Origin of the sequence: Kitasatospora sp. NPDC056273 (assembly GCF_042268845.1) — a bacterium.
Classification (GTDB): domain Bacteria; phylum Actinomycetota; class Actinomycetes; order Streptomycetales; family Streptomycetaceae; genus Kitasatospora.
Window position 1 is genome coordinate 142,285 of sequence record NZ_JBHJSJ010000013.1, and the last position, 19,507, is coordinate 161,791.

Sequence of the window (19,507 nt, forward strand, 5' to 3'; positions counted from 1 at the left end):
TCCGTTTTGCACCGGGCCCTACCGGCCCTCAGCCGCGCACCACCCGGGTCCGAGCCGCACGGTCCTGCCAGCCCCGCCGCGCCGTACGGTCGAACACCGGCCAGACCAGGCCGAGCAGCAGCACCGCGCCCAGCTGCCGCACGGCCCAGCGGAGCAGCGAGCGGCCGAGGCTCAGCCTGGTGCGGGCCGCGGGGGCGGCGGCGTCCACCACGCGGATCCGGACGATCCGCTTGCCGAAGGTCTGTCCGGTGCGGGCGACCGGCAGCACCTCGTAGAGCAGGCTGACGAACAGCAGGATGCCGATCAGCACGGCGATCTTGCCCAGCACCACGTCGTCCACCAGCCAGACCTGGACCTGGCGCCGGGTGAGGGCGCTGGCCATCCGGGCCTGGTCGACCTTCTGCCGGAGGTGGTCGGAGACCGAGTTGCCGAGCGGGATCCCGGCGGCGACCGCGACCACCAGCAGCACGGCGGTGTCCACCGTCCGCGCCGCCAGTCGGCGGCCGAGGCCGGCCGGCCCGGAGATCCGGGTGGTCCGGGCATCCCGGGAGGTCCGGGCGGCCCGGGAGGGCGCGGGGACGGGGGTGGCGGCGGACGGGCGGGGCTGGACGGCGGTCTCCCGGACCGCCCGTACGGCGGGCAGCGGAGCGGCGTGGGCGGAGGCGGTCGCCGCCACCGCGGCCAGGGGCTTCGAGGCGGCCGCGGTCGCGGCCGGAACCGGGACCGGGGCCTGAAGCGGGCTCCGGAGCATCTCCTCGCCGACCACCGGCACCGGGCCCGAGGCCAGGACGGCCGGCACCGGGGCCTCCCGCACCGCCACCGCCACGGCGGGAGCGCCGGCGGCGGCCAGTTCCGCGGCAATCGGAGCACGCTCGGGCTCCGCACGCCCCTGCTCCACCTCGGGCGCCTCCGGAAGCACCCCCCAGGAGACCCAACGGGGCGCGTCGCCCGTCTCCATCAGGCCCCGCTGCGCCCGCGGATCGGCCTGCCAGCCGGACTCGAAATCCCCGGCGACCGGAGCGGCGGCCGGGGCCGGAGCCGGGCCCAGCCCCAGCCCCGGAACCGGGGCCGCCTCGGGCACCGCACCGAAGGCCACCGGCGCGTCCACGACCCCGGGCGGCTCGGCACCGGCGAAACCCGACGGCCCCCCGGACGGCACCCCGGAGGGCACCCCGAACGGCACCCCCGGCGAAACCCCCGACAGCACCCCCGGCCCGTCGACCGTCCGGAACACCGGCCCGCCGATCACCTCCGCCACCCGCGGCCCGAGCACGAAGGACGCCCCGCCCGAGGTCTGGTCGAAGTACACCGGCCCGGTGTCGCCCCCGCCCGCCGGCAGCCCGCCCCGCACCTCCGCCACGGACCCCGGGGGCGCCACCCCGGAAGGCGCCGACCCCGGGGGAACCGACCCCAGCGGCACCGCCCCCAGGGCCACCTGCTCCGGAGCCGCCGGTTCCGGGGCCGCCGGCCCCGCACACCCCGCCTCCGGCGCCACCGCCTCCAGCAGCACCACCGGCGGCGGCACCGCCCGCGCCGCCGGCCCGCCCGGGACGGGAGGGCGGGTCGCGTACCGGGGCGGCGCCGGCACCTCGCCCTCGGCGGGCGCGGGCCGACTGGTGCCGGGCACCCAGGCCGAGCCGCCCCAGTACCGGATGAAGCCGGGGATGGAGGGGTCGGGGTAGTAGCCGGGCTCGGGTGCGACGGCCGGGTCGCCGGCGGCGGCGAAGGGGCGGTCCGTCATGGGGGTCTTCTTTCCTGGCAGGGCCTGACGAGGACGGTGCGGGCCGACCGGGCCCGACCACCGCAGACGCGTCCCCCCGCGCGCACGACCAGGCGCGCGCCCGGCGTTCGGCGCGCGTGGGGGAGCCACCGATGGGCGGACAGTCGCCGGGCAGTCACAAAGGGTAGTACCTCATCGAAGCCGTGACGGAAAGTTCGCGAATCCCCGGACAGCGGAGGGTGGCTCAAGGTAAGGAACCCAGCGCACGACGATCGCCCGCGCGCCGTGCCACCCGCCGTTCACCACCCCTCACCAAACTTCCCGAAGAAATCCCGGAAACGTGTGTAAGAGCCGGTGCGGACCGCCCTCTCAAAGGTCACAGGGGCCCGGAACCGGGCACCGCCCGAAGGCAGAGAGGAAGACGATCATGGAGCGTCCCGTCAGCGTCGTCGAGCACGAGCTGGAGCTCAACCTGGTGCTCTCGCCGGAGCACAGCGTCCCCGTCCCGGCCCGACTGTCCTACGGCAGCCACGACCCGTACGCGGTGTACATCACCTTCCACCTGGACACCGGTTCCCCGGTGACCTGGGTGTTCGCCCGCGAGCTGCTGGTCGAGGGCACCTTCCGCCCGTGCGGCCAGGGCGACGTGCGGATCTGGCCGACCCGCTCGGGGCGGCGCAGCGTGCTCTGTCTGGCCCTGAGCTCGCCCGCCGGGGACGCCCTGCTGGAGGCCCCGCTGCCGATCGTCGCGGCCTGGCTGGAGCGGGCGCACCGGCTGGTCCCGCCGGGCAGCGAGCTGGCCGCGCTGGACATGGACGGCTCGCTCGCCGAGCTGCTCGCCTAGGCGTGCGCCGCAGCGTGCACCGGCACGGACAGCAGCAGGGACACGAACACGGACACCCGCGAGAGCACGGCCACGACCGCGGCCGCGACCACGAGCACGGGCAGCGGGCTCGGCAGGAACCGCGAGCGCGGGAACAGGGAAGCAGGAGCGGCGCCCCCGCCGGCTCAGCGGGCCGCGGGGGCCTGCTGACGACCGCGGGCGGCGTCCGGGCCGCCGGTCTCCCGCTGTCCGGGCAGCCGGACCAGCGGCGCGCCGGCCGAGCGCCGTCGGGCCCTTATCCGGACGGCGGCGGCGAGCAGGAAGCAGAGTCCGACCCACGGGTAGACGGAGGTCGGCAGCTGGCGCCACGGTGACATGTCGAGGACGGCCAGGCCGACCGGCTTCGCGGCCCACATCGCGAAGGACAGGAAGGCGACCAGCGTGGCCCAGAAGGCGGCCCGCCAGCGCAGTCGGCGGACGCCGGCCGGGCGGGCGTGCTCGACCGAGGCCTCGGCGGCGAGCAGGACGAGCATCGGCACGCACCAGACCCAGTGGTGGGTCCAGCTGATCGGCGAGATCAGGACGGCGGTGACGGCCGCGCAGCAGACGCCCCAGGCCTCGGCCCGGGGCAGCCAGCGGCCGCTGCGCGCGGCCCAGGCGGCGACGGCGAGGCCGGCCACCGCGACCAGGCCGGCGCCGAGGGTGGCGACGGTGCCGGGGTCGGCGCTGTGCAGCAGGCGGGCGAAGGCGCCGCGCATCGACTGGTTGTCGACGATCCAGGTCTTGCCGACCCGGGAGGAGTCGTAGAGGTACTTGGTCCAGAAGCCCCAGGTGGCGTCGGGCAGGACCAGGGCGCCGAGCAGGAAGGTGCCGAGGAAGGTGAGGCCGGCCACGAAGGCGGCCCGGATCCGTCCGGTGATCAGCAGGTAGACCGCGAACAGGCCGGGGGTGAGCTTGATGCCGGCGGCGATGCCGATCGCCACGCCCTTGCTCCGCCGCCCGTCCGGACGGGTGAGGTCCCAGAGGATCAGGCAGGCCAGCGCGAGGTTGATCTGGCCGTAACGGAGCGTGGTGAAGACCGGTTCGAGCCAGACCCCGAGGCCGGTCACCAGGATCACGCCGATCGGCCGCAGCTCGCGGCGCGGCCACCCGGCCAGCTTGAAGGACAGGTGGGTCAGCAGGGCGAGCAGCCCGATGTTGCCGAGAGTGATCGCCACCCGGAGGAAGGGGACCGGGAACCAGGTGGTCGGGACGAACAGCATCGCCGCGAACGGCGGGTAGGTCGCGGGCAGGTTCCACTCGGTGACGCGCAGCGCGTACAGGTCGGTGCCGTTGGCCACGGCGGCGCCCTCGGCCCGGTAGACGATCATGTCCACCATCGAGGTGTGCACGAAGTGGCGGACCACCGCGTACACCAGCAGGGACAGCAGCGCGACGGCGGAGGCCGCCAGCAGCGGGCGGCGGGGGGCCTCGCGCAGCGCCCGGACGGGGGCGCCGAGGGCCCGGCGCAGCCGGTCCGACAGGGGGGCGGGCGAGGGGTCGGGTGCGGTCCGCACCGGGCTGCGCTCGTCTTGCACCGCTGTCACTGTCCACTCCGTCCACGGCTGGGCCAACCAGCGACGATACCGGATGCCGCCCGGGCGGAACCGGACACGATCGACTACCCGGCGTGACGAACCGGCCCTGACCAGCCGTCCTCCGCCGCGAGCGGGGCACGGACGGCCAGGGCCGGGAATCAGGCGATCACGCGATCACAACCCTCAGCCCTTGTACGCTCCCGGGGCCCGGGTGAAGTCCAGCGGCTGCTGGACGACGCTGGAGCACGCCGCGTCGGCATGGGCCTTGGCCCCTGCGACCAGGTCGTACGGCGGGTGGAGCGGGGTGTCCACGCACAGGGTGTGTCCGGCCCCGGCGCCGACCGGGGGAACGGGCACACCGGTCGCCGTGGGGGTGACGGCCGGGGTGGGGTCGGCGCCGGGGTGGAGGTCGGCGCGACCGACGCTAGCGGTGGGCCGGGGGCGCGGCGGGCGGGCTGAGCGAGCGGTAGAGGTCCCTTAGGCCGCCGTTAAGGAAGAGCGCACGGGCGCCGTACCACCACACCTGGCGCCCGGCCACCCCGAGCCACCGTCACTTCTGGAACAGCGCCCCCCGGCTCCGCCGCCGTCCGCCCCGCGCGGGCGCCGCCTCCTGCGGCCCGGTGCGCAGCCGCAGCCGGGTCTCGGCGCCGCCGAGCACTGCGGAGCGGCCGAGCGCGAGGTCCCCGCCGGTGGACTCGGCGAGCTTGCGGACGATGTCCAGGCCGAGGCCGGTGGAGCCCTCGCCGCCGTGCCCCTCGCCGCGCTTGAGGGCGGCGGCCGGGTCGCTGTACCCCGGTCCGGCGTCGCCGACCAGCACGATCACCGAGCAGTCGGTGGCCAGCACGTCCACCGAGAAGGCGGTGCCGACGGCGGTGTGCCGGAAGACGTTGCCGAGCAGCGCGTCGACGGCGGCCGCCAGGTCGCCGCGCTGGACGGGCACCGGCGCCGCCCGCTCGGCGCCGGCCAGCTGCCAGCGGCGCCCCTCGTCCTCGGCCAGCGCCGACCAGAAGGCGACCCGTTCCCGGATCACCTCGGCGGCGTCGCAGCCGACCGCGACGACGGGCGCGTCCTCGGGGGCGCGGCGGGCCGAGCGGATGATCTGGTCGACCTCGCGCTCCAGTTGGGCGACCGCGTGCCGGGTGGCGTCGGCCGCGTCGCCCTCGCCGAGCGAGGCGGCGTTGAGCCGCAGCACGGTCAGCGGGGTGCGCAGCCGGTGCGACAGGTCCGCGGCCAGTTCCCGTTCGGCGGCGAGGAGTTGGACCACCCGGTCGGCCATGGTGTTGAACGCCTGGCCGGCCTCGCGCAGTTCCTCCGGGCTGCCCGCGACCAGCCGGCCCTCCACCGGGACCCGCACCGCGAGGTTCCCGGCGCCGAGCGAGCGGGCGGCGGCGGCGAGCTTCCGCGCGGAGGCGACGATGCGGCTGCCCATCCGGTCGGCGACCAGCACCGAGATGGCGACCAGGCCGAGCGCCACGGCGGAGAGCACCTGCCAGGCGGTGGCCACGCCCCGGGTGAGGTCGCTCTCGGCCACGAACACCTCGACCACCGCGGTCCGCCCGGTGTCCACCGCGACCGGCTGGAGCAGGGCGTACCCGCCGGCCACCTTCACGGTGAAGGAGCGGCCCTTTCCGCCGGCCGTGGCCACGTCGGCCGCGGCGGCGCGCCCCTCCCCCAGCATCGGGCCCTCGGGCTCGCCGGTCCCGGCGGCCGCCGCACCCGGGCCGCCCCCGCCCGTCCCCGCGGCCACCGTCCCGGGGCCGCCCCCGCCCGTCCCCGCGGCCACCGTCCCGGGGCCTCCCCCGCCCGTCCCCACGGTCGCCGCCTCGGCGCCGCCCGCTCCGGCGGGCTGCCCGGCCGCCGGAAGGTGCACCGCCATCCGCCCCTGCCCGCCGGCGTCCGTACTGGCCAGGGCCCGGTTGACCGCGTCCTCGTCGGTGGTGATGGCCAGGGCGGGCCCGAGCGCCGCGGCCTGCCGTTCGGCGGCGGTGAAGGCCCGGTCCCGCGCGGTCTGTTGGACCATCAGCCCGAGCGGGATCAGGAAGGCCAGCGCGACCATGGTGGTCCCGGCCACCGCGGCCTTGATCAGGGCCCAGCGCAGCGAGCGCCCGAACCGCCTCATGTCCGGTGCTCCGGCAGTCCTCCGGCGGCCTCCAGTCGGACCCCGACGCCCCGGACGGTGTGCAGGTAGCGGGGGTTGGAGGCGGTCTCGCCGAGCTTGCGGCGCAGCCAGGAGAGGTGGACGTCGATGGTCTGGTCGCCGCCGTAGGTCTGCTGCCAGACCTCGGCGAGGATCTCCTTGCGCGGCACCACCACGCCGGGCCGGGCGGCCAGGAAGGCCAGCAGGTCGAACTCACGGCGGGTCAGGTCGAGCGGCCGTCCGTCCAGCGCGGCCTCCCGCCGCTGGAGGTCGATGGCCAGTCCGCCGACCCGCAGCACCTGGGCGACGGGGGCCGCGCCGCTGCCGAAGCGGCGCAGCACGGCGGTCATCCGGGCGCTGAGGTGCTCCCCGGAGAAAGGTTTCACCAGGTAGTCGTCGGCGCCGTCGTTGAGCAGCCGGATGATCTCGGCCTCGTCGTCCCGGGCGGTGGAGATGATCACCGGCACGTTGGTCAGGCCCCGGATCATCTTGAGCGCCTCGCTGCCGTCCAGGTCCGGCAGGCCGAGGTCGAGGATCACCAGGTCACAGCCGACCTGGGCGACCTCCCGCAGCGCCTCCAGAGCCGTGCCCACACTGCGGACCGCGTGACCGGTGTCGGTCAGGTGCCGGATGAGGGCGGATCGTACGAAGGGGTCGTCCTCGACCACGAGCACTGTTGCCATGGGCCTGCACGGTACGCCATCGCCGGTCAATGGTCTGTACCTCGGGGGTGGGTCCGGACATTGTGCAACTGCCCTGCTGAATACCGGGGGTGCCGGTCTCCATCCGTATGGAAATACGGCAGGATGTGCGGACGATGCGGAACGGACTGGTACAGCTCGGCGCCTGGGCGGCGGCCACCGGGGCGGCGGTGGCGCTGTCCTGGCTCGGCGTGCACGCGGTGCTGACCGGCGCCGCGTTCGAACGGCCCACGGCCCTGCCGCTGCCCTCCCCGAAGGCCGACGGCACGCTGCACTCCGCGCCCGCCACCGCGGACCAGCCGCGCTCCGCCGCACAGTCCACGACCCCTTCCCCGGCGGCCTCCCCGACCACCGGCACCACCAACGCCGCCACCACCGCCACCGCCCCGCACGGCCCGGCCCCCGCCCCCGCCACCACCGCCGCCGCGCCGCCCACCCGCCGGCCCGTCCCCACCGCCACCACGACGTCCACGGTGAAGAGCTACCCGATCCCGGGCGGCAAGGTCGCGCTGGACCTGAAGCCGGACCGGGCCACCCTGGTCTCCGCCACCCCGGACCCGGGCTGGCAGATGCAGGTGTGGACCGACGGCCAGTGGCTGCGGGTCGACTTCACCCGGGGCGACGAGGCCAACTCCGTCTTCGCCTCCTGGAACGGCCACCCGCCGATCGTGGAGACGGCGATCCGCTGAGGCGCTTCCGGCGGTCCATCAGGAACCGGTCCGCCGCACGACGTCCCGTCAGAGGCCGTCGCACGGCACGTACCCCGGCAGGTACGGCCCCACGTACCCCGCCCGGTCCACCAGCGTGTGCCTGGTCCCGCCCGGCACCCCGATGGTGGCGAGCAGCACCGCGCCGTAGTCGTCCCGCGCCTCGTACGGCTCGGCCAGCGACAGCGCGCCCCGGTCCACCGCGTAGTCGTAGGCGTAGTAGACGTCCGGCACGCTCACCGCGAGGTCCAGCACCCCGTCCCCGTACCGGTCCAGGTACGCGGTCAGCTCCCGGCCGCGCGGGCCGCCGGTCCGCACCCGGGGCGCGGTCCGGGAGGCGGCCCGCACCGGGGCGGCGGGCACCGGCGGGGCGGCGGGCACCGGGGAGGTGAGCACGATCCGCGTGCCCGGCGCCGCGAGCACGTACGAGAGCAGCTCCGGCTCGCCGGTCTCCGGCCCGGCGTACGCGGTACATCGCAGCCCGAGCGCGGCGCAGTAGCGGCGGGCCGCCCGCTCGGCGTCGGCGACCGCGAAGACCACCGCGTCGGCGCGGCCCATCGGCAGCGGCCCCGCCTCCGCCGGGTCCGGTGGGAGGTCTGCCCCGAACAGGGCGGGTTCGGCGGCGGTGTCGGTCATGACTGCCCTCCCGGTAGGCGTACGGACCATCGTGGCCGCCCCCGGCACCGGGGGTGGGGCCCTGCGCACGGGGGTGTGGCTGGAGGGTGTCGCCGGGCCGACCCGCGCGCAACTGTTCCGTTTCCTCCTGGTCAAGCTGTGCCCCGGAGCGGGAGAATCGGCCGCGCCGCTGTACAGAATGCCCACCACAGGACGGTGCCGCGAATGCCCCCCGCCCACTCGCCGAGCTCCCCCGGCTCCCCCAACTCCGCTGCCCCTCAAGGGAATTCCATCGTGGGCAGTACGAATGACACGATCGACCCGCTGGACGGTCGGCTGATCCGGCTGCTCGCCGAGGAGCCCCGGATCGGGGTGCTGGAGTGCTCGCGCCGGCTGCAGGTCGCCCGGGGCACCGTCCAGGCCCGGCTGGACCGGCTCCAGGCCAAGGGCGTGATCGGCGGCTTCGGCCCGGAGGTGGACCCGGCGGCGATCGGCTACCCGGTGACGGCCTTCGCCACCCTGGAGATCTCCCAGGGGCAGGGCGCGGACGTGCGGGCGCACCTGGCGAGCGTGCCGGAGGTGCTGGAGCTGCACACCATCACCGGGATCGGGGACATGCTGGTGCGGATCGTGGCCCGGTCCAACGCCGATCTGCAGCGGGTGATCGACCGGGTGCTGGGCTTCGACGGGATCGTCCGCTCGTCCACCGCGATCGTGCTGGAGAACCCGGTGCCGTACCGGATCCTGCCGCTGGTGGACCAGGCCGCCGCCGAGTAGGAGGGTCCGCGCCACGCCACGCGCCGATTCGGCATAGGCAGGAGGCGTCGGGGGCCGCAAGATTTATGTATGAACGTTCTACAAATCCTGGCGCCGCTCTCCGGCCCGCTGATACCCGTGGCGGCCGCGCCCTCCCCCTGGTCGGCCCCCGCATGACGAACGCCGTCGCGGCCGACGGTACCGCCCCCACCCTCATCGCCTCCGCCCAGCGCGCCCTGCGCCTGCTGGCGGCGGCAGCCCGCTACCCCAAGGGTGCCACCGCCAAGCAGCTCGCCCGGGACACCGACCTCGCCCTGGGCACCGCCTACCACCTGCTGCGCACCCTGGTGCACGACCACTACCTGGAGCGCCACAGCGGCCGCTACCTGACCGGCCCCGCCGTCACCGGGCTGGTCCGGGACGACGGCCCGGCCACCGACCGGGCCCGGCTCAGGGCCCTGCTGGGCCTGCTCGCCGACGAGCTGTCCGCCGCCGTCTACTTCACCTGGTACCGGCACGGCGAGGTGGAGCTGATCGAGGCCGCCGAGGCCCCCGGCGCGCCGCTGATCGACCGGCACAGCTGGCGGGTCGGCGCCCACGCCCACGCGGCCGGGAAGACCCTGCTCGCCCTGATGACCGCCGAGGAGCGCCGGGCCCACCTGGCCCGCTACCCGATGGTGCCGTTCACCCCGTACACCCTGCGGGACCCGGCCTGCCTGCCGCTGCTGCCCCGCCAGGGCCCGCGGCGGGCCGTCCCGATCACCCAGTTCCAGGAGTACGCGCTCGGCTCGGCGGGTGCGGCGGTGCCGATCGTCGCGGGCAACGGCATCGGCGCGATCTCGGTCTCCCTGCCGATGGCCCAGGCCCACCGGCTGGCCGGGATCGCCGCCGAGCTGCGCACCCGGCTCGGCGAGGACTTCGCCGCGGTCGCCTTCGGAATCTGACCGCGCGGGCCGGGCCGACCCCGTGCGGGGGGACGCCCGGCCGGCCGGAGGCCCGCACGAGGCCGGCCGGGAGTCAGCAGGACGGGACGCTGCCGCCGCTCTTCAGCGCCTCCAGGGCGGAGACCGCCTCGCCGAGGGTGCCGACCGGCACCAGCCGCAGCGACTTCGGGGTGTTCACCTTGGCGTCCGAGCACTCGTCCTTGGGCAGCAGGAACACCGTCGCGCCGTCCCGGGCGGCCGCCTGCGTCTTCAGGGGGACGCCGCCGACCGGGCCGACGGTGCCGTCCGCCTCGATGGTGCCGGTGCCGGCCACGGTGAGCCCGCCGGTGAGGTCGCCGCCCTTGCCGTCGCCGGCCAGCTTGTCGACGATGCCCAGCGCCAGCATCTGGCCGGCGCTCGGGCCGCCGACCGCGCCCAGGTCGACCTTGACCTTCACCTGGTCCGGCGACAGGCGGAGGTAGTTCAGCGCGGCCGCGGTGGCGGCGTCCTGCGACTCGGCCATCTGCGCGGCGGTCGCCTCGTCGGCCTTCACCGGGTTGCTCTCCGGGTAGACCGTCTCGGTCGGGCGCACGGCCTCCTTCGGGTCGAACCAGGCCTGCATCGAGCGCCAGAAGGTGTTCTTCTGCCCCGGGTTGGTCGCCGTGATGGTGACCATCCGCAGCTCGCCCTCGGTGGTGCGCAGCGGCGCGCCCGTGATCGTGAGGACCGGCTTGTCCTCGTACGAGCCCAGGGTGTCCGCGGTCAGGCCCGGCCAGGTGATCGTGTACGGCAGCGGGACGAAGGCGGCCACCCCGAACAGCGCGGCGACCAGCACCCCGCACAGCGTGAGTGCGCGGGTCCGCGGGGAGGTGAGGGCCTTGGAGAGCTTGGTGTCGGACACAAGGGGAATCCAAACACACCCGACACCGGGTGCGGGCGCTACCTCAGGGCGTCGGCCACCTCGGTCGCCGCCTCCACCACCCGGGGGCCGACCCGCTCGGGCACCATGCCGTTCAGCATCACCACGCCGACGCTGCCCTCGATGCCGCTCAGTCCGACCAGCGCGGCGGCGGCCCCGCTCGCCCCGGACTGCTCCTCCGCCCGGGTGATGACGAAGCCCTGCTCGGGCCGGCGCTGGCTGGGGAAGGTGCGCGCCTCCAGGATCGCCCGGCCGGCCGCGCTCTCGGTGAGCGGGTGGCGCAGGCCGGTCCGGTAGGCGACGTGGAAGTCGGTCCAGCTGGGCTCGACCACGGCGACGGCCAGCGCCTCGTTGCCGTCCACCAGGGTCAGGTGGGCGGTGGCGCCGAGGTCCTCGGCGAGGCTGCGCAGGGCCGGCAGCGCGGCCTCGCGCAGCAGCGGGTGCACCCGGTGCGCGAGGCGCAGCACGCCGAGGCCGACCCGGGCGCGCCCGCCGATGTCCCGGCGGACCAGGCCGTGCTGCTCCAGGGTGGCCAGCAGCCGGTAGACCACGGTCCGGTTGACGGCCAGCCGGGCGGCCAGCTCGGTCACGGTGAGCCCGCGCTCGGAGTCGGCGAGGAGCTTGAGGACCCGGACGCCGCGGTCCAGGGTCTGGGAGGTCTCGGCTGTCACGACGGGCAATCCTTTCCGCGGCGCTCGCGGGGCGGGCGGCGCCGTTCCAAGGTCGGTGTCGCGCGCAGGTGGGGGTGGCCGCGCTCGGGCCGTACGGCGTCATCGTTGACGCGCACGGCCCTGCGACGCCGTCCCGCGGGGGTTGCCCGACGGAAGAGCGTGGGGGAAAGGTAGTGAAGGAAATGACGCGACGGAAGTGGTTGTCCAAAATTCGGGCGTGATCAACTCCAACAGCGCCTCGAATTCGGGACGAACCCCCGCGATTCGCCGGGTGCGTCGGGCTCCGGACGCGCCCCCGGTCCGGTGACCGGACGCGCCGCCCTTCGAAGCCCCTCCGCCGGCCGCCCCCGGCCGGCCGCCGCCCGGACTAGTTGGCCCACTCCCGGATCTTCACGATCCGCGCCTTGAGCTGGTTGGCGGTGGCCTGCGCGGTGAGCGGCCCGCCGCACTGGCGGCGCAGCTCGTTGTGGATGGTGCCGTGCGGCTGGTTGGTGCGGTGGTGCCAGGCGGCCACCAGCGCGTTCAGCTCCTTGCGCAGCTCCCGCAGCTCCTGGTGGGTGACCACCGGCCGCTGCTCGGCCGGCAGCTCCAGCAGGTCGGCCTCCTCGGCGGGCTTGGTCTTGCTGCGCTGGATCTGCCGGTGCTGGCGCTTCTGGAGCAGCATCTGCACCTGGTCCGGCTCCAGCAGGCCCGGGATGCCGAGGTAGTCCTCCTCCTCCTCGCTCCCCGGGTGGGCCTGCATGCCGAACTCCATGGCGTTGTACAGGACCCGGTCGAAGACCGCCTCGGAGCCCAGCGCCTCGTAGGAGAACTCGTCGCCGCCCGCGCCGTCCGGCCCGTCGTTGGCCCGCTCGGCCTCGGCGAGCAGCCGGTCCTCCTCGTCGAAGAGGCCGTCGCCCTCCTTCTTCGGCCGGTCCAGCACGTGGTCGCGCTGGAGCTCCATCTCGTTGGCGAAGCCCAGCAGCATCGGGATGGTCGGCAGGAACACCGAGGCCGTCTCGCCGCGCTTGCGGGCGCGCACGAAGCGGCCGACGGCCTGGGCGAAGAACAGCGGGGTGGAGATCGAGGTGGCGTAGACCCCGACGCACAGCCGGGGCACGTCGACGCCCTCGGACACCATGCGGACGGCGACCATCCAGCGCGAGGTCCCCTCCGCGTAGTCGGAGATCCGCTTGGAGGCCTCGGTCTCGTCGGAGAGGACCAGGGTGACCTTCTCGCCGCTGATCTCGCGCAGCATCTTGGCGTAGGCGCGGGCCACGTTCTGGTCGGTGGCGATGACCAGTCCGCCGGCGTCCGGGATCGCCTTGCGGACCTCGGTGAGGCGCCGGTCGGCGGCCTGGAGGACGGAGGGGATCCACTCGCCCTGCGGGGACAGCGCGGTGCGCCAGGCCTGGGCGATCAGGTCCTTGGTCATCGGCTCGCCGAGCCGGGCCTCCAGCTCGTCGCCGGACTTGGTGCGCCAGCGCATGTTGCCGCTGTAGCTGAGGAAGATCACCGGGCGGACGACGTGGTCGGCGAGCGCGTGCCCGTAGCCGTAGGTGTAGTCGGCGATGGACTTGCGGATGCCGTCGCTGCCCGCGTCGTAGGCCACGAACGGGATCGGGTTGGTGTCGGAGCGGAACGGCGTACCGGTCAGCGCCAGTCGGCGGGTGGCCGGTTCGAAGGCCTCGAAGCAGGCCTCGCCCCAGGACTTGGAGTCACCGGCGTGGTGGATCTCGTCCATGATCACGAGGGTCTTGCGGGCCTCGGTCCGGTTGCGGTGCAGCATCGGGTTGACCCCGACGCCCGCGTAGGTGACCACGATGCCGTGGTAGTCCCGGGAGAGCGGCCCGGAGGAGTACGCCGGGTCCAGCCGGATGCCTATCCGCGCGGCGGCCTCGGCCCACTGCTTCTTCAGGTGCTCGGTCGGTGCCACGACCGTCACCTGCTGCACCAGGTGGTTGTGCAGCAGGTACGAGGCCAGGGTGAGCGCGAAGGTGGTCTTGCCTGCGCCCGGGGTGGCGACCGCGAGGAAGTCGCGCGGCTGGGTCTCGATGTACTTGTCCAGCGCGCCCTGCTGCCAGGCCCGCAGCTTGCCGGCGGTGCCCCAGGGGGCGCGGCCGGGGAAGGCCGGGGAGAGGTGGTGCGAACCGGCGGGCGCGGCGTGGCCGACGGATCGGACGGGCGCCTGCGGCTCCGGTACGTCGGAGAACAGCGGCATCGAGGAGGCGGCGGCAGTACTCACGGTCTCCGAGGGGGATCATCGCAGGTCAGAGGCGGTTTTGCGGCCTCACCCCGCGGTCGGGCGGCAATCGGACAACCCGCCCAGCGTACCGGGTCCGGCGCCGTTCGGGCCTCCAGGCGGCGCTCCGCGCCGGGCCCGCGCGGCCGGAAATCGATGTGACCCGGATCACACCGATTGCCTCGTGGAACCCGGTAAGCACCACCGGTCCCGGGACTCTCACCAGGGTGAGGCCGCAGCAACCCTCACTGCTGTCACGCAGCCTCGCACCGAACCGAAGGGACCCCGCCCGTGCGCACCGTCGAAGAGACCGTCCAGGCCCGCCTGATCCTCTCCTCCCACCGCTCCGTCCGGCTGCGGGTGGGGCTCTCCTACCTGCCGGAGGACCCGCTGGCCGTCCGGATGGCCTTCCCCGCCGAGTTCTCGCTGGACGACCCGGCCGAGCGCCGGGGCTCCGAGGACATCGTCTGGGTCTTCGCGCGCCAGCTGCTCTCGGCCGGTCTGGAGCTGCCGTCCGGCGCCGGGGACGTCCACGTCCGGCCCGCGGTCGGCCGGCGCACCATGGTCGAGCTGCGGGCGCCCGAGGGCACCGCGCTGCTCCAGTTCGACGCCGCCGACCTGCGCCGCTTCCTGTGGCGCAGCCGGCTGGTCGTCCCCGAGGGCGAGGAGCACCTGCACCTGGACGCCGACCGCGCGCTCGCCCAGCTGCTCGGCTGACGGGGGCGCCGGCCCTCGGGAGCGCCCCCGTGCTTCCGGGCCGTGACGCGCCCGCCCGCGTGGTGGACCGTCCGTCCGCGTCCGTCGCGCGGCGACCCGGGTCCGGGGCCCGGGAAGCCCGTACGGTCGCGCCCCCAGGGGCGGGTCAGCCCGAGAGCTTGCGCATCAGCCGGACGCCCTGGGCCGCCGTCAGGTGCGGCAGGTACGCCTTGCCGATCGCCCTGGTGATGCCGGGCAGTGCGGCCGGGTCGGGGTACGCCATGTACATCGGCCGGTACTCCGGCTGGAACTTCGCCTTGAACGCCAGCAGCGAGCGGAAGCCGTACACCGGCTCCAGCACCTTGCCCATCCAGTCCAGCATCCGCTGCAGGCCGGTGGGCTCCTCGTCCTGCCCGGTCCGGGCCAGCGGCGCGCCCGACAGCGACAGGAAGCGCGCGCCCTCCTCCTTGAAGCCGAGCGCCGCCGAGGCGATCAGGAACTCGCTGACGCCGCGGAAGCCGTCCGAGCGCCGGCGCATGAAGTCCAGCGTCCAGCCGACCGGCACGCCGTTCTCGTACACCGGCATCCAGCTGGTCAGCCCGTGCACCACCCGCTGCTCGTCCACCGCGATCAGCACCCGCACGTCCGGGTCGTCCAGCTCCTCCAGCCCGCCGAGCGTGAAGCCCATCTCCGGCAGGCCCTTCTCGGAGACCCACTCCTCGGAGATCGCCCGGATCTGCTCCCGCAGCGCGAGCGGCGCCTCGTGGTACGCCCACCACTCCGCGGAGATGCCCTGCTTGCCGGCCTTGTTGAGGGCGGTGCGGATGTCCTGCCACTTGCGGCCGGTGAAGGCCAGCTCGGGCAGCGGCACCACGGTGTCCTCGGCGACCTGCACCGAGCGCCAGCCGAGCTGCGCGGTGGCGGCCCTGGTCTCGCCGCAGACGCTGTAGAAGCACGGCGTCCAGCCGCGCGCGTCGCAGTACCGGGCGAAGCCGGCCACCGCCCGGGCCCGGTCCTCCGGCGCGCCGAACGGGTCGCCGGTGGTCAGCGCGACGGTGCCCACCACCCGGTAGGCGACGGCCGCCCGGCCGCCCTCGTCGAACCAGTAGTGGTTGCCGTCCCAGGTGGCGATGAACGAGAGCGTCCCGCCGCCGTGCTCGGCCAGCAGCGCCCGCGCGCGGGCGGCCGCCGCCGCGTCGGTGTGCAGCACCGGCCGGCGGAAGACCGACAGCAGCACGGCCAGCGCGACCGCCCAGAACGCCAGCCCGCAGTACGTCTCCAGGAAGCGCGCCACCGGCCCGACCGCGATCGGGTAGTCCGGCAGCAGGTCGTTGTACGCGGGCGGCAGGAACTGGGCCGGCAGCCCGGCCACCAGCCGGCGGGCGGACGCCCCCGGCTCGAACTCCCCGGCCACCAGCCGCCCGACCCCCACGTAGGTGGCCGCGGAGGCGAGCGCCGCGCCGCCGAGCACCAGGGCCAGCCGGCGCACCGAGCGGCCGGACAGCCGCAGCAGGAACCGCTTGCGGGTGGCCACCAGCAGCCCGGTGGTCAGCAGTGGCAGCAGCAGCGCCTCGACGAAGTACTGCACCACGTCCCGGCTGACCGGCCCGGCGTCCAGGTAGAGCCAGCACAGCAGCGCCGCCCAGAGCAGCTCGGTGGCCACGGTGACCAGCCAGGCGAACCGCAGCCCCCGGCGCAGCCCCTCGGCGAGCACCAGCAGCAGCGCCGGGATCAGCGCGGCCATCATCCGGCCCGGGGTGTCGAAGATCCGGACGACGGCGTGCGCCCGGGCGCAGTCGTGCGCCGACTGCGCGCAGAAGTCGGCCACCTCGTCCGGGCTGAGCCGGTGCGAGAAGTACAGCTCGGAGAAGGTGTTGAACGGCCCGCTGGCGTTGTCGTACAGCGAGGCGAGCAGCGGCCCGAAGGCGGCCGCGACCAGGCAGAGCGCCACCAGCACCCGGGTCTCCGAGTGCGAGGAGCGGTGCGTGCGCAGGTGCGGGCGGCCCCGGCTGACCAGCGCGCCCAGGCCGAGCCCGGCCAGCGCGGCGGCGCACCGCTGGACGCTCTGCAGGTGGCCCACGTACAGCGTCATCACCAGCGGGACGAGCAGCACCAGCAGGTGCAGCCGACGGCGCCAGAGCACGGTGAGCCGGTACCCGAGGACCCCGGCCAGCGCGAACACGCCGACGCCGGGGCCGACCGAGATCTGGTCGGCCACCGAGGCGGTCCACTGCTCCCCCGCCGAGGAGCCGAACGCGACCAGCCCGGTGCCCAGCAGGGTGCCGACCACCTGCCCGCCGACCAGCACCGCGAGGGTGCGCAGCCGCCCGAGCCGGTGCTCGGCGGCCGGGCCGACCAGGAGCAGCAACAGGCTGGTGAACACGTACGAGCCGCGGCCCGAGCACCAGAACATCGAGGTGACCGGCGTCCACCAGTGGCCCTCGGCCAGCGTGGACAGGCCGATGCCGGCCCGCTCCAGCAGCCGGTCCGACGGGCCGTGGCCCAGGCTGCGGGTGGCCGCGCCGAGCAGCCAGAGCCCGGCCAGCAGGGCCAGCGTCAGCGGCGCCGAGCGCAGCCGGGCGCCGAGCACCCCGGCCGCCCGCCGGACCTTCTGCGGGCGCGGCTCCGGCGTCCGGGTGACCGGCGCCCGGTCGGTGCCGCGCTCGGCCGAGCGCTCCGCGTCCGGCCCCGGCCCGCGCTGCTCGCCGACGGTGGCCAGCGCCGTCCCCGCCCCGGTCACCGGGTCAGCCCGGTCTGCTGGGCGAGCCACGGGAGCTGCTGGGCGATGCCGGGCCGGAAGACGACCCAGCCGTGGCCACCCGGCATCAGTTCGAACTTGGACTTCATTCCGGCCGCCTGCGCGGCCTGGTAGACCTTCTCCATCTGCGGTCTGAACTCCTCGTCGGTCTCGCCGACGACCAACGCGACGTTGGTGTCCGGGAACTTCTTGCGGGCCATCACCTGGAGCGGATCGACCGCGTCGAACTTCTTCTCGTCACCACCGAAGGCGGCCTTGACGGTCTGTTCCCGACTGCCCAGGGTCGGTTCCTCCTGCCCGGACATGTCGAGGACGGTGCCGTACACGTCGGAGGCGTTGACGCCGAGCTGGAGGGCGCAGGTTCCACCCATCGAGGCGCCCCCGATCGCCCAGGACTTCCGGCCGGCCGCCGTCTGGAGGTGCTGGTGCACCCACTCGGGGACGTCCACCGCCAGGTAGGTCTGGGTCTTGGCGATCTTGGAGTCGAGGCAGAGCGTGTTGGCCCAGGTGGAGCCGAGCTGGTCGGGCATCACCACGATCGGCGCGAGGCCGCCGTGGTCCGCGGCGTAGGCGTCCAGCGCCTCGTTGATCTGCGCGGAGAGCACCCAGTCCCCCGGGACGCCGGGCTGGCCGGTGATCATCACGATCACCGGGAGCAGCGGCCGCGGGGTGGCCTGGTAGGCGGGCGGGAGGTAGACGTACGCGTCGCGGGCCTTGAAGCCCGACTTGGTGCCGGGGATCGGCACCACCGACACGGTGCCCTTCTCGGGCAGGTCCGCCGGGGGCTGCCAGACCTCCTCCAGCGTCCTGCCCGGCGGGGCGGCCACGGTCTGGCCCGCCTTGTCGGCGACCAGCCCGTCGGTCTTGGTCAGCCACGGCGCGAGCATCACGCGCCCGCTCGGGAACTGGCCGAAGCCGATGTTCACCTCGGAGGAGGCCATCAGCACCACCAGGCCGCACAGGCCCAGCGCGAGCCCCCGCCGCCGCCAGGTGAGCCGGCGCATCCGGTAGCCGGCCAGGCAGAGCCCGGTCAGGGCGATGGCTATCCACCAGGTGACGTACTTGGGCGTGCCCTCCGGGAAGGGGTGCCACCAGCCGTCGACCACGACGTCCAGCAGCCAGCTGAGCGCCGCGGCGGTGATCAGGGCGGCGGGCAGGCGGACCCGCCACCAGCTCCGGCCGCGGCCGACGGCGAGCGCGATCAGCGCCGCCCAGCCGGCCGCCAGCACGGCGTGCGGGATCAGGCCCTCGGTGAGCGGCCAGTCGATCGGGTTCCAGCGGGAGGCAAGGGTCAGCGTGCTCATGCGGCTTTGCCCGGCGGGGTGGTGTCGGCCAGGAAGCCGTAGGCGACGACGTTGCCGTCGTAGCCGTGCTCCTCGCTGTACGAGCCGCCGCAGGTGATCACCCGCAGCTGCGCGTCAGTGGCCTGACGGTAGACCCGATCGTCCGGGAAGTCCTTTCGGTCGTGCACTTCGATGGCGTAGAGCTGGTAGACGGCGGTGGCGCCGTCCGCCCGGGCGATCTCGATCCGGTCCCCCCGACGGAGCGCGCCCAGATGATAGAAGACCGCGGGGCCGGTCTTGTTGTCGACGTGTCCCGCCAGGATCGCGGTACCGCGCTGGCCGGGGCTGGCCCCGCCCCGGTACCAGCCCGCCAGGTTGCGGTCCGCCTCGGGCGGGGTCTGCAGGTGGCCGTCCGCGTCCAGTCCGAGCGCGGTGACCGGGGCGTCCAGGCGCACCGCCGGGATGCGGATCCGGGTCGGCGCGGACGGGCCCAGCGGAGGGACGACCGAGACCGGCGTGATCCCGGCCTGGGCCTGGCCGGCCCCCGGTGCGGGCGGCAGCGACGGGCCTCCGTCGTGCACGAGCCAGGCACCGAGCACCAGCGCGGCACCCGCCGCCAGGGTGCCCGGCCAGGGCCCCCTGCTCTGCTGGACGCCCACGGGCGCTCCCCTCTGCCGACGGAACCCCGCTTCCTGGGAGTTTCCTGGGAAACAATTCAACCGGAACGGACTGTAAGGCACGTCCATACGACGGTCGTACCGGCACCCGCCGATCGGCAGGGCTGACGCCCTCTTTCGTGCGCCCCGTGGGCACCCGGTCGCGGAGCGCGACGGCCGCCCCCCGCATACGATCGCCGCAGGAACACTCCCGACACGAGCTACCGACGGTTCTACGGACCCGATCGGTTGCGGCGTTCGGGCGATCGCTCCGGACGACGCGCTGCGCCTCTCCGACCGGCCCCGCCCCCGTGCCATGCTGACCCGGCCACGGGTTGTATCAC

Annotated in this window: 17 protein-coding genes; 5 read left to right on the top strand and 12 right to left on the bottom strand. The window is 74.8% G+C overall.

Annotated elements, in window-relative coordinates; genetic code table 11:
• Positions 1 to 28: 28 nt before the first annotated feature.
• Positions 29 to 1,741 (bottom strand): RDD family protein, encoded by a 1,713-nt coding sequence (locus ACFCY1_RS14710; RefSeq protein ID WP_375874771.1) that lies wholly within the window; start codon positions 1,739 to 1,741, stop codon positions 29 to 31.
• Between the two features lie 406 nt (positions 1,742 to 2,147).
• Between ACFCY1_RS14710 and ACFCY1_RS14715 the strand changes: the two genes are divergently transcribed.
• Complete coding sequence (locus ACFCY1_RS14715; protein ID WP_049658875.1) at positions 2,148 to 2,564, top strand: SsgA family sporulation/cell division regulator; 417 nt, start codon at positions 2,148 to 2,150, stop codon at positions 2,562 to 2,564.
• Between the two features lie 164 nt (positions 2,565 to 2,728).
• Here ACFCY1_RS14715 and ACFCY1_RS14720 read toward each other — a convergent pair whose 3' ends face one another.
• The 4 genes from ACFCY1_RS14720 to ACFCY1_RS14735 all read right to left on the bottom strand — a co-directional run bounded on the left by ACFCY1_RS14720 (position 2,729) and on the right by ACFCY1_RS14735 (position 6,940).
• The gene (locus ACFCY1_RS14720; RefSeq protein WP_375874772.1) at positions 2,729 to 4,129 is read right to left on the bottom strand and encodes a glycosyltransferase 87 family protein; all 1,401 of its coding nucleotides are present in this window, start codon (positions 4,127 to 4,129) and stop codon (positions 2,729 to 2,731) included.
• A gap of 174 nt (positions 4,130 to 4,303) precedes the next feature.
• The gene (locus tag ACFCY1_RS14725; protein WP_375874773.1) at positions 4,304 to 4,477 is read right to left on the bottom strand and encodes a hypothetical protein; all 174 of its coding nucleotides are present in this window, start codon (positions 4,475 to 4,477) and stop codon (positions 4,304 to 4,306) included.
• 193 nt (positions 4,478 to 4,670) lie between these two features.
• On the bottom strand, positions 4,671 to 6,239 hold the full coding sequence (locus tag ACFCY1_RS14730) for a sensor histidine kinase (RefSeq protein ID WP_375874774.1): 1,569 nt from the start codon (positions 6,237 to 6,239) through the stop codon (positions 4,671 to 4,673).
• Complete coding sequence (locus ACFCY1_RS14735) at positions 6,236 to 6,940, bottom strand: response regulator transcription factor (protein WP_074005033.1); 705 nt, start codon at positions 6,938 to 6,940, stop codon at positions 6,236 to 6,238. Before ACFCY1_RS14735 ends, ACFCY1_RS14730 begins: the two co-directional genes overlap by 4 nt.
• A 134-nt stretch (positions 6,941 to 7,074) precedes the next feature.
• Here ACFCY1_RS14735 and ACFCY1_RS14740 point away from each other — a divergent pair, with 134 nt between their 5' ends.
• Positions 7,075 to 7,647, top strand: a complete 573-nt coding sequence (locus ACFCY1_RS14740; RefSeq protein ID WP_375874775.1) for a hypothetical protein — start codon at positions 7,075 to 7,077, stop codon at positions 7,645 to 7,647.
• 48 nt (positions 7,648 to 7,695) lie between these two features.
• Here ACFCY1_RS14740 and ACFCY1_RS14745 read toward each other — a convergent pair whose 3' ends face one another.
• The gene (locus tag ACFCY1_RS14745; RefSeq protein WP_375874776.1) at positions 7,696 to 8,301 is read right to left on the bottom strand and encodes a VOC family protein; all 606 of its coding nucleotides are present in this window, start codon (positions 8,299 to 8,301) and stop codon (positions 7,696 to 7,698) included.
• A gap of 273 nt (positions 8,302 to 8,574) precedes the next feature.
• On the opposite strand from ACFCY1_RS14745, the gene ACFCY1_RS14750 reads away from it, so the two are divergent.
• Both ACFCY1_RS14750 and ACFCY1_RS14755 read left to right on the top strand, forming a co-directional pair.
• Positions 8,575 to 9,057 carry an Lrp/AsnC family transcriptional regulator gene (locus tag ACFCY1_RS14750; protein ID WP_181970601.1) on the top strand — a complete coding sequence of 161 codons (483 nt, stop codon included), beginning with the start codon at positions 8,575 to 8,577 and terminating at the stop codon, positions 9,055 to 9,057.
• Between the two features lie 152 nt (positions 9,058 to 9,209).
• Complete coding sequence (locus ACFCY1_RS14755) at positions 9,210 to 9,980, top strand: helix-turn-helix domain-containing protein (protein WP_049654774.1); 771 nt, start codon at positions 9,210 to 9,212, stop codon at positions 9,978 to 9,980.
• Between the two features lie 73 nt (positions 9,981 to 10,053).
• On the opposite strand, the gene ACFCY1_RS14760 is transcribed toward ACFCY1_RS14755, so the two are convergent.
• The 3 genes from ACFCY1_RS14760 to ACFCY1_RS14770 all read right to left on the bottom strand — a co-directional run bounded on the left by ACFCY1_RS14760 (position 10,054) and on the right by ACFCY1_RS14770 (position 13,749).
• Entirely contained in the window at positions 10,054 to 10,860 is an 807-nt protein-coding gene (locus ACFCY1_RS14760; protein ID WP_074005030.1) for a S16 family serine protease, read from the bottom strand.
• A gap of 38 nt (positions 10,861 to 10,898) precedes the next feature.
• Positions 10,899 to 11,549, bottom strand: coding sequence for an IclR family transcriptional regulator (locus ACFCY1_RS14765; protein WP_049654777.1), 651 nt, complete (start codon positions 11,547 to 11,549; stop codon positions 10,899 to 10,901).
• 367 nt (positions 11,550 to 11,916) lie between these two features.
• Positions 11,917 to 13,749, bottom strand: a complete 1,833-nt coding sequence (locus ACFCY1_RS14770) for a DEAD/DEAH box helicase (RefSeq protein WP_074005029.1) — start codon at positions 13,747 to 13,749, stop codon at positions 11,917 to 11,919.
• Between the two features lie 312 nt (positions 13,750 to 14,061).
• Between ACFCY1_RS14770 and ACFCY1_RS14775 the strand changes: the two genes are divergently transcribed.
• Positions 14,062 to 14,487, top strand: a complete 426-nt coding sequence (locus ACFCY1_RS14775) for an SsgA family sporulation/cell division regulator (RefSeq protein ID WP_049654781.1) — start codon at positions 14,062 to 14,064, stop codon at positions 14,485 to 14,487.
• A gap of 145 nt (positions 14,488 to 14,632) precedes the next feature.
• On the opposite strand, the gene ACFCY1_RS14780 is transcribed toward ACFCY1_RS14775, so the two are convergent.
• The 3 genes from ACFCY1_RS14780 to ACFCY1_RS14790 are packed head-to-tail and all read right to left on the bottom strand — an operon-like array spanning position 14,633 to position 19,166.
• Positions 14,633 to 17,236, bottom strand: coding sequence for a rhomboid family intramembrane serine protease (locus tag ACFCY1_RS14780; RefSeq protein ID WP_375874777.1), 2,604 nt, complete (start codon positions 17,234 to 17,236; stop codon positions 14,633 to 14,635).
• Positions 17,203 to 18,528 carry an esterase family protein gene (locus ACFCY1_RS14785; protein WP_049656928.1) on the bottom strand — a complete coding sequence of 442 codons (1,326 nt, stop codon included), beginning with the start codon at positions 18,526 to 18,528 and terminating at the stop codon, positions 17,203 to 17,205. The genes ACFCY1_RS14780 and ACFCY1_RS14785 overlap by 34 nt, the downstream gene beginning before the upstream one ends.
• A complete protein-coding gene (locus ACFCY1_RS14790) occupies positions 18,525 to 19,166 on the bottom strand; it encodes a class F sortase (RefSeq protein WP_049656930.1) in 642 nt (213 codons plus the stop codon). The genes ACFCY1_RS14785 and ACFCY1_RS14790 overlap by 4 nt, the downstream gene beginning before the upstream one ends.
• Positions 19,167 to 19,507 lie beyond the last annotated feature (341 nt).

Excerpts from the sequence above, each read along its gene's own strand:
- ACFCY1_RS14785 (WP_049656928.1), bottom strand. The coding sequence starts at position 18,528 with ATGAGCACGCTGACCCTTGCCTCCCGCTGGAACCCGATCGACTGGCCG.
- ACFCY1_RS14730 (WP_375874774.1), bottom strand. The coding sequence starts at position 6,239 with ATGAGGCGGTTCGGGCGCTCGCTGCGCTGGGCCCTGATCAAGGCCGCG.
- ACFCY1_RS14735 (WP_074005033.1), bottom strand. The coding sequence starts at position 6,940 with ATGGCAACAGTGCTCGTGGTCGAGGACGACCCCTTCGTACGATCCGCC.
- ACFCY1_RS14770 (WP_074005029.1), bottom strand. The coding sequence starts at position 13,749 with ATGCCGCTGTTCTCCGACGTACCGGAGCCGCAGGCGCCCGTCCGATCC.
- ACFCY1_RS14710 (WP_375874771.1), bottom strand. The coding sequence starts at position 1,741 with ATGACGGACCGCCCCTTCGCCGCCGCCGGCGACCCGGCCGTCGCACCC.
- ACFCY1_RS14755 (WP_049654774.1), top strand. The coding sequence starts at position 9,210 with ATGACGAACGCCGTCGCGGCCGACGGTACCGCCCCCACCCTCATCGCC.
- ACFCY1_RS14745 (WP_375874776.1), bottom strand. The coding sequence starts at position 8,301 with ATGACCGACACCGCCGCCGAACCCGCCCTGTTCGGGGCAGACCTCCCA.
- ACFCY1_RS14715 (WP_049658875.1), top strand. The coding sequence starts at position 2,148 with ATGGAGCGTCCCGTCAGCGTCGTCGAGCACGAGCTGGAGCTCAACCTG.
- ACFCY1_RS14740 (WP_375874775.1), top strand. The coding sequence starts at position 7,075 with ATGCGGAACGGACTGGTACAGCTCGGCGCCTGGGCGGCGGCCACCGGG.